The sequence below is a fragment of the Selenomonas sp. WCT3 genome (assembly GCA_900100835.1).
In the GTDB taxonomy this organism is placed as follows: Bacteria; Bacillota; Negativicutes; order Selenomonadales; family Selenomonadaceae; genus Selenomonas_A; species Selenomonas_A ruminantium_E.
In genome coordinates this window covers 43,384-50,943 of record FNCM01000017.1, presented here as the reverse complement: position 1 = coordinate 50,943, position 7,560 = coordinate 43,384, and the positions used below count along the sequence as shown (strand labels likewise).

7 protein-coding genes, 3 tRNA genes, 2 rRNA genes and 1 riboswitch are annotated in these 7,560 nt (G+C 48.0%); all 12 genes read left to right on the top strand.

Annotated features, from left to right (window positions below; translation table 11 throughout):
* Window positions 1–362 (top strand): 23S ribosomal RNA (locus tag BLQ36_RS12020); the annotation flags it as partial.
* Between the two features lie 64 nt (window positions 363–426).
* Window positions 427–543 (top strand): 5S ribosomal RNA (gene rrf, locus BLQ36_RS12015).
* 6 nt (window positions 544–549) lie between these two features.
* Window positions 550–625, top strand: a tRNA-His gene (locus BLQ36_RS12010).
* Between the two features lie 12 nt (window positions 626–637).
* Window positions 638–713, top strand: a tRNA-Trp gene (locus BLQ36_RS12005).
* A 7-nt stretch (window positions 714–720) separates the two neighbouring features.
* Window positions 721–811: transfer RNA gene (locus BLQ36_RS12000), tRNA-Ser, on the top strand.
* Between the two features lie 127 nt (window positions 812–938).
* A riboswitch (purine riboswitch) is annotated at window positions 939–1,041 on the top strand.
* Between the two features lie 86 nt (window positions 1,042–1,127).
* Window positions 1,128–2,462 (top strand): NCS2 family permease, encoded by a 1,335-nt coding sequence (locus BLQ36_RS11995; RefSeq protein WP_074515814.1) that lies wholly within the window; start codon window positions 1,128–1,130, stop codon window positions 2,460–2,462.
* 147 nt (window positions 2,463–2,609) lie between these two features.
* A complete protein-coding gene (locus BLQ36_RS11990) occupies window positions 2,610–4,580 on the top strand; it encodes a methyl-accepting chemotaxis protein (RefSeq protein ID WP_074515811.1) in 1,971 nt (656 codons plus the stop codon).
* A gap of 245 nt (window positions 4,581–4,825) precedes the next feature.
* Window positions 4,826–5,137, top strand: a complete 312-nt coding sequence (gene rplU / locus BLQ36_RS11985; RefSeq protein WP_074515810.1) for a 50S ribosomal protein L21 — start codon at window positions 4,826–4,828, stop codon at window positions 5,135–5,137.
* 3 nt (window positions 5,138–5,140) lie between these two features.
* On the top strand, window positions 5,141–5,452 hold the full coding sequence (locus BLQ36_RS11980; RefSeq protein WP_074515809.1) for a ribosomal-processing cysteine protease Prp: 312 nt from the start codon (window positions 5,141–5,143) through the stop codon (window positions 5,450–5,452).
* Window positions 5,453–5,466: 14 nt separating this feature from the next.
* A complete protein-coding gene (gene rpmA, locus BLQ36_RS11975; protein ID WP_033170343.1) occupies window positions 5,467–5,760 on the top strand; it encodes a 50S ribosomal protein L27 in 294 nt (97 codons plus the stop codon).
* 182 nt (window positions 5,761–5,942) lie between these two features.
* Window positions 5,943–7,223, top strand: a complete 1,281-nt coding sequence (gene obgE / locus BLQ36_RS11970; RefSeq protein ID WP_074515808.1) for a GTPase ObgE — start codon at window positions 5,943–5,945, stop codon at window positions 7,221–7,223.
* A 22-nt stretch (window positions 7,224–7,245) separates the two neighbouring features.
* Window positions 7,246–7,548: a ribosome assembly RNA-binding protein YhbY gene (gene yhbY / locus BLQ36_RS11965; protein WP_074515807.1), complete on the top strand. Its 303-nt coding sequence runs from the start codon at window positions 7,246–7,248 to the stop codon at window positions 7,546–7,548.
* Window positions 7,549–7,560 lie beyond the last annotated feature (12 nt).

The window sequence follows — 7,560 nt, the reverse complement described above, 5'->3', positions numbered from 1 at the left end:
CCAAGGGTTGGGCTGTTCGCCCATTAAAGTGGTACGTGAGCTGGGTTCAGAACGTCGTGAGACAGTTCGGTCCATATCCATCGCGGGCGTAAGATACATGAGAGAGGCTGCTCCTAGTACGAGAGGACCGGAGTGGACGGACCGCCGGTGTACCAGTTGTTTCGCCAGAAGCATAGCTGGGTAGCTGCGTCCGGAAGGGATAAACGCTGAAAGCATCTAAGCGTGAAGCCTGTCTCGAGATGAAGTATCTCATAGAGTTAATCTAGTAAGACTCCTTGAAGAAGACAAGGTAGATAGGTTGGGAGTGGAAGTGCCGTAAGGCATGTAGCGGACCAATACTAATAAGTCGAGGGCTTAACTTATCATCTAAAATGTTCGAATTTCTTCTGTATAGTTTTGAGTGGACATAGTTCATTCAATTGAATATCCGGTGACGATAGCTATGTGGTTCCACCTGTTCCCATACCGAACACAGTAGTTAAGCACATATACGCCGAAAGTACTTGTCTGGAGACGGACTGGGAGGATAGGTAGTTGCCGGTTTTAATGGCGGCTTTGGTGAAGCGGTTAACACACTGGATTGTGGCTCCAGCATGCATGGGTTCGATCCCCATAAGTCGCCCCATTTTTAACTATTAGGGGTATAGCTCAATTGGTAGAGCAACGGTCTCCAAAACCGTAGGTTGTGAGTTCGATTCTTACTGCCCCTGCCATATATATGGAGTGGTACTCAAGAGGCTGAAGAGGACGGTTTGCTAAATCGTTAGGCTGGGTAACCGGTGCGGAGGTTCGAATCCTCTCCACTCCGCCACTTGCAAATGTAAGCTCTGATTTTTTCAGAGCTTTTTTGTGTGCCAATAACGCAACTTAATATTATAGTAATTATTAGAAAATTATCGGTTATTTTTCAAATTGACATAGGTCTCTTTCTTTGTTATTCTTGTAACTGTCATATTACTTGTATAAGCCCGCTGATACGGTGCGGGCGTTTCTACAGGCAGCCGTAAACTGTCACAGTCTACAAGGGAAATTGCAGATGATTATACATGGGATTATTAATCATTGGAGTCTTTTCTTTTTGGGGCTGAGCATTTATGGAAGCCCAGAAAGAGGAGGCTTTTATTTTTATGCAAGCACAAATGGGTCAGCCGACCTTCCTGGAACGGTTCTTTAAAATCCGGGAGAAGCAGTCAACGGTCAAAAACGAAATCCTGGCTGGTTTTACGACATTTATCGCTCTGTCATATATCATGTTCGTTAACCCGAACATTTTAGCTGATGCAGGGATTCCGAAAGAGGCAGCAATCGCTTCGACGATTTGGATTGCTGCACTTTCGACGATGGTTATGGGAGTTTTTGCTAATTATCCGGTAGCCTTAGCACCAGGTATGGGGTTGAATGCATTTTTTGCGTATTATGTTTGTGGTGTTTTGCATTTGCATTGGACTGTGGCATTAGGAGCTGTTTTCTTTTCTGGTGTTTTGTTTTTGATTTTGACGGTCAGCCATATTCGCCAGGCAATCATTAATGCAGTTCCGCAGAATCTGCGCGTAGCCATTGGTGTTGGTATCGGTTTGTTCATTGCTTTTATCGGCTTGAAGGGAACCGGACTTATCGTAAGTGACCCGGCAACATTTATTACGCTGGGACATGTGACGAATCCGACGACGGCCCTTTCCCTGTTTGGTCTTGTATGTACGGGTGCTCTTATGGCCCGCAATGTTCAAGGTTCCATTTTGATTGGCATCGTATTGACAACGCTGCTTTCTATGGCAATGGGCTATTCGCCAGTTCCTCATTCTTTTTCGGATGTCGTCAGCTCTTCACTGCCCCATATGGGAGAGACCTTTGGCAAGTTAGACATTGTCGGAGCATGGAATTACGGAATCGTTTCGATTATTTTCACTTTTACCGTTGTTGAGCTGTTCGACAACATGGGAACCCTGATTGGTCTTACGTCAAAGGCTAAGATGGTGAAACCGAATGGTGAGATTGAAAACATCGACCGTGCTTTGACCACGGATGCCGTGGGCACCATTTGCAGTTCAATCTTTGGTACTTCGACAGTTACTTCTTATATTGAAAGTGCTGCTGGTATTGCTGCTGGTGGTAAGACAGGTCTTACGGCGGTTACGGTAGCGGTTCTCTTTCTGGTTTCGTTGCTCTTTGCACCGCTGATTGGGTTGGTGCCGGGCTTTGCTACAGCTCCTCCGCTTATTTTGGTAGGGGCGCTGATGATGAGCGAAGTCGGCAAGATTAATTTCCAGGATTTCACAGATGGTTTGCCGGCATTTTTGACAATCATCATGATGCCTATGACATCTTCCATCGCGAATGGTTTTGCTTTTGGTTTTATCAGCTTCGCCTTTATCAAGACCTTGGGAGGGAAGTGGCGTGAAGTCAGCCCAATTATGTGGCTGGTCAGCATCGCGTTCCTCATCAATTTGTTTATGCGGTCGTAATCGTTATAACTCCGTTGGGACTTCTCGTCCTGACGGAGTTTTTTTTGATTCCACCGTCGACTTGCTAGGATTTTAAATAAATATGGAGAATTATATAATTAGCAAAATGCATTCAGATTCGGACATCAATAAAGGGGGAAATATTATATGGGGTTGAAGCAAAAGTTTATGTTGTTGTCGGGGATTATGGGATTTCTGATGGCATTGGTGGCAATTGTTGGTTACTGGATGGCCAGCAGGGAATTGCAGCAGAGCGTGGATAGTGAGCTTAGAGCTACCGTTTCCCGTGAAGCGATGGAGCTTGATGGGTGGCTTCGGGAAAAGAAGGCTTTTGGCGTGGCTACGACAAACTACATGACCAGCTTGAATGGTAATTATGAAATCATGCATCGCAAGGAGACCTTAGGAACGACGATTACCGATAAGGAAATCCTTGAGATGACAGGTGGAACCGAAGATGGCTGGTGGGTTGGTTTCTATACTGGTGATAAGACTGGCAAGCGTGATCCGCGTCAGCGCCCTTGGTATAAGGAAGCAAAGGCCCAGGACGCGGCACTTTTCACGGAAGCTTATGTGGCTGCCAGCACGGGGAAATTGGTTGTTTCGGTAGCAGCACCGGTTAAAGCAGATGGCAAATTCATCGGTGCAACTTGTGTGGATATCACGTTGGATACAATTACCGACCAGGTAAATAAGATGAAGTATCATGGCGAAGGCGCTGGTATCGTCATGGAGAAGAGCGGAAATATCCTGGCGACCTCCGGTGCAGGTGAGCCCATGAAGAGCTTTAAGGATATTGATGGTCTTGGCAATCATTTTGATGAAATGTTAAATAAGGGTGAAGGCTATTTTGAGACGACGATTAACGGCGAAGATAAAGTATTTGCTTATCAGACCGTACCGTCAACGGGCTGGATTATGGGAATTTCGGTGCCAGCATCCTTTGTCTTTGCACCGCTGAAGCATTTGAAAATGATTTTTGCCTTGCTTACGGTGTTGGGGCTTCTTCTGGCGCTGGGCATTTGCCGTACCTTTGCAACGCGTATCGTAACACCGGTTTCCCGACTGGAATCCCACGCGTCGCAACTCGCCGATGGCAATTTGTCCATGAAAAAACTGCCGGTGGAATCTTCGGATGAGATTGGAGCTTTGACCGTTGCTTTCAACACTATGAGTGAAAATCTACGCAAACTTATCGCCAAGATGGCAGCAACCAGTGAGCAAGTAGCGGCTTCTTCGGAAGAGCTGACGGCTAATGCTCAGCAGTCGGCAGAGGCTTCGGTACATGTCGCCGAAACAGTAGCGGATGTATCCTCTAGCATGGACCAGCAGCTTAGTGATATCGATGGAGCTAAAAAAGATGTGGATACGGTTTATACCGATGTATCGGTGATGGCGGACAAGGCACATGCCGTTACGGAGACCTCCAATCGTACGGCAGAGGCAGCCCAAAAGGGTTCCCAGTTGATGGAAAACGCGGTAAATCGCATGGGCAATATCGAGCGCAGTGTTATCGCATCGGCGGAAGTGGTACAGAAGCTGGGCGAAAACAGCAATCAGATTGGACAGATTGTCGAGGCGATTTCGTCCATTGCCGAGCAAACCAATCTCTTGTCCCTCAATGCGGCCATTGAGGCAGCCCGGGCTGGTGAGCATGGACGGGGATTTGCAGTAGTTGCAGAGGAAGTGCGCAAACTGGCAGCCGAGTCTCAGGAATCGGCAGAACAGATTAAGGAGCGTATTGCTTCCATTCAGAAGGATACGCTTGAAGCAGTCAATGCCATGCAGTCTGGTACGGATGAAGTAAAGATTGGTACGGATGCTATTCGTGAGGTTGGGGAACAATTTGAAGGAATTCTCTCCATGGTCAATGGTATCAAGGCCCAGATGGGCGAAATCAATGATTCGGTGGAGAAGGTATCTACAGGAGCCAATAGCATTGTAGCAGCAGTGGATTCCATTGATACCATCAGCCGCAAGACTTCGGAGCATACCCAGGTAATTTCGGCGGCTGCCGAGGAACAGTCAGCGTCCAATGAAGAAATTGCTGCGGCTTCCCAGGCTTTAGCAAATATGGCAACGGATATGCAATCGGCAATCGGTAAGTTTAAGTTATAAGAACGGTTTTACAAACAGGCAGTCGTAAGATTTGCCTGTTTTTTTTTTATGGGAAAAGGCGAGAGGGAAAGGGAGAGTTTTTGCTTGACATCATCTAGGGGCTATGATAAACTTTTCTACTGTAGATGCAGTTCGTGCGTCTATTGGGCTTTATGCCCATCCCCAACCGCACAGCGGGGTTCCTAAATCAGCTGGCGAGTTCAGCTGTACCGCAGCTGGCGAGTAATCTATAGGGAGGTGTTTTTATGTACGCTATTATCAAAACTGGTGGCAAGCAGTACAAGGTTTCCGAGGGTGATGTTATCACGGTCGAGAAGCTGGCTGCAGCTGAAGGCGAGGCTGTTGTCTTTGACGAAGTCCTGACGGTTGTCAACGATGGTGATGTCAAGGTCGGCAAGCCGGTTGTCGCAGGTGCCAAAGTAACGGGTAAAGTCGAGGCTCAGGGCAAAGATAAGAAGATCCTTGTTTTCAAATACAAGGCTAAATCCAACTATCGCAAACGTCAGGGTCATCGTCAGCCGTTCACGAAGGTTGTTATCGAGAAAATCGAAGCTTAATGCATGATTGAGATTCGTGTTTTTACCAAATCAGATGGGATGATAACTGGTTTTTCTGTTACGGGTCATAGTGGCACGGCAGAGCATGGCCAGGATATCGTCTGCGCAGGGGTGTCCTCCCTTACGCAGACCGCACTTTTGGGCTTAATGGAGTACCTGCATCGCGAAGTCGCTTATGATGTTGCGAGTGGAAAGCTCTTGGTGGAGCTCAAGGAGAACCCAGATGATCTCACGGAAGCAATTTTGCAGTCGATGCTTCTAGGACTGATGGAGATTCAGAAGCTCAGTCCGGAGGCTGTTCGTATCCTGAAATAACGGAGGTGAATATGATGTTCGTTTTTGATTTGCAGTTATTCGCTCATAAAAAGGGTGTTAGCTCCACGCGTAATGGCCGCGACAGCGAGTCCAAGCGCCTGGGCGTTAAGGAGCATGCCGGCACGGTCGTAACGGCTGGCAGCATCCTCGTCCGTCAGCGCGGTACGCATTTCCATCCGGGCCACAATGTTGGTATCGGTAAGGATGATACGTTGTTCGCAAAGGTTGCCGGCAAGGTAGCTTTTGAGCGCAAAGGCCGCTACAACCGTCAGGTTAGCGTCTACACGGCTGAAGAACAGGCTATGTAAGCCAAGATATATAGGTACCTGCGCATTCTTTTGGTCTGCGCAGGTATTGTTATATTGAACATATAGTAACGGCGTTAGGTTGCGTTGTGGTGCATAAAGGTAAGAGCCGGTATTGAACACAATGCCGGCTTTTACTTTTATTCATCACAAGGCAGGAAAGTGTAAGGAAAAGGAGGCAAATCATGCAATTTATCGATCGCACGAAGGTCATTTGCAAGGCTGGTGATGGCGGACATGGAAAGTCCGCTTTCCGTCGTGAGAAATTCGTGCCCAATGGAGGTCCTTCTGGTGGCGATGGCGGCCGCGGCGGCGACGTGATTTTTGTCGTGGACCCGAATATGAATACGCTGCTGGATTTTCGTTTCCATCGCAAATTCAACGGCAAAAATGGTGAGAATGGCGATATTAAAAACCAGTACGGTGCCAATGCTCCGGCATGCTATGTAAAAGTTCCAGCGGGAACAATCGTAAAAGATGAGGAGACGGGAGAAGTCTTGGCTGACCTGACGGAAATCGGTCAGGAGGCGGTTATTTGCAAGGGAGGCCGGGGCGGCCGGGGCAATGCGAAATTTGCCAACTCGGCCAACCGTGCGCCGACTTTTGCTGAATTTGGTGAACCCGGTGAGGCCCGTAATCTGATTTTGGAACTGAAGCTTTTGGCCGATGTGGGATTGGTGGGCTACCCTAGTGTGGGTAAATCCAGTTTGGTGGCCAGCTGTTCTGCAGCTAGACCGGAGATTGCCGAGTATCACTTTACGACGATTACGCCGGTTTTAGGCGTAGTAAAGACCGACTATGAGAAAAGCTTTGTCATGGCAGATATTCCGGGGCTTATCGAGGGTGCGGCCGATGGCGTTGGCCTTGGTCACGATTTTTTGCGTCACGTGGAACGCACGAAGTTGATTCTGCACATTGTGGATGCCTCCGGTCTTGAGGGGCGCGACCCGGTAGAGGATTATTATAAAATCAATGCGGAACTGAAAAAATACAGTGAAAAGATTGCGCGCCGCACGCAGATTTTGGTGGCTAATAAGATGGATATTCCCGAAGCTGCCGAAAATATTCCTCGGCTCAAGAAGTTGGCAGAGGAAGAGGGCTTGAAATTCTTTGAGATTTCCGCCGCAACCCGTCAGGGGGTTAGCGAACTCATCAGCTATGTTGGTGAATGGCTGGACAATTATGTGGAAGAGCCAGAGGCCGAAGATGATGTCAAAGTCTATGACGAAAATGCCGAAGACCCGGAAAAAGTTACGATTTCCCGCGATATCAGCGGCGATTTTGTGGTATCGGGCAAATCCTTGGAGAAGCTGGTGGCTATGACGAACTTCCTCAACGATGAGGCGGTACGTCGTTTCCAGTATATCTGGCGTATTAAGGGCATTGACAGCAAGTTAAAGGCTAAGGGCATCAAAGAGGGCGATACGGTCCACATTGGTGCGATGGAATTTGAATTCCGCGAGTAAGAGATTTATAGGAGGATATATATTGCTTAGAAATTCACTGACCGGTAAGCAGAAGAGCTTTCTGCGTTCGATGGGTCATAAACTGGAACCAGTGGTCATGATGGGGAAGGAGGGCGTTACGCCGTCGGTAGTACAAGCTGCCCGTGAGGCAATCAAAAAACGCGAACTGATTAAAGTACGGGTTTTGCAGAACTGCCTGGAAGAACCAGAGGATGCCATCACCATGCTGGCTGAGCGTGCGGATGTCAACCTCATCCAGATTATTGGCCGAAATGGTCTTTTGTACAAGAAAAACTTCGAGAATCCGAAAATCGAACTGCCGTAAAACGGGGGCGAG

Coding starts and splice junctions, on each gene's coding strand:
- BLQ36_RS11990 (WP_074515811.1), top strand. CDS start 2,610: ATGGGGTTGAAGCAAAAGTTTATGTTGTTGTCGGGGATTATGGGATTT.
- rplU (WP_074515810.1), top strand. CDS start 4,826: ATGTACGCTATTATCAAAACTGGTGGCAAGCAGTACAAGGTTTCCGAG.
- rpmA (WP_033170343.1), top strand. CDS start 5,467: ATGTTCGTTTTTGATTTGCAGTTATTCGCTCATAAAAAGGGTGTTAGC.
- obgE (WP_074515808.1), top strand. CDS start 5,943: ATGCAATTTATCGATCGCACGAAGGTCATTTGCAAGGCTGGTGATGGC.
- BLQ36_RS11980 (WP_074515809.1), top strand. CDS start 5,141: ATGATTGAGATTCGTGTTTTTACCAAATCAGATGGGATGATAACTGGT.
- BLQ36_RS11995 (WP_074515814.1), top strand. CDS start 1,128: ATGCAAGCACAAATGGGTCAGCCGACCTTCCTGGAACGGTTCTTTAAA.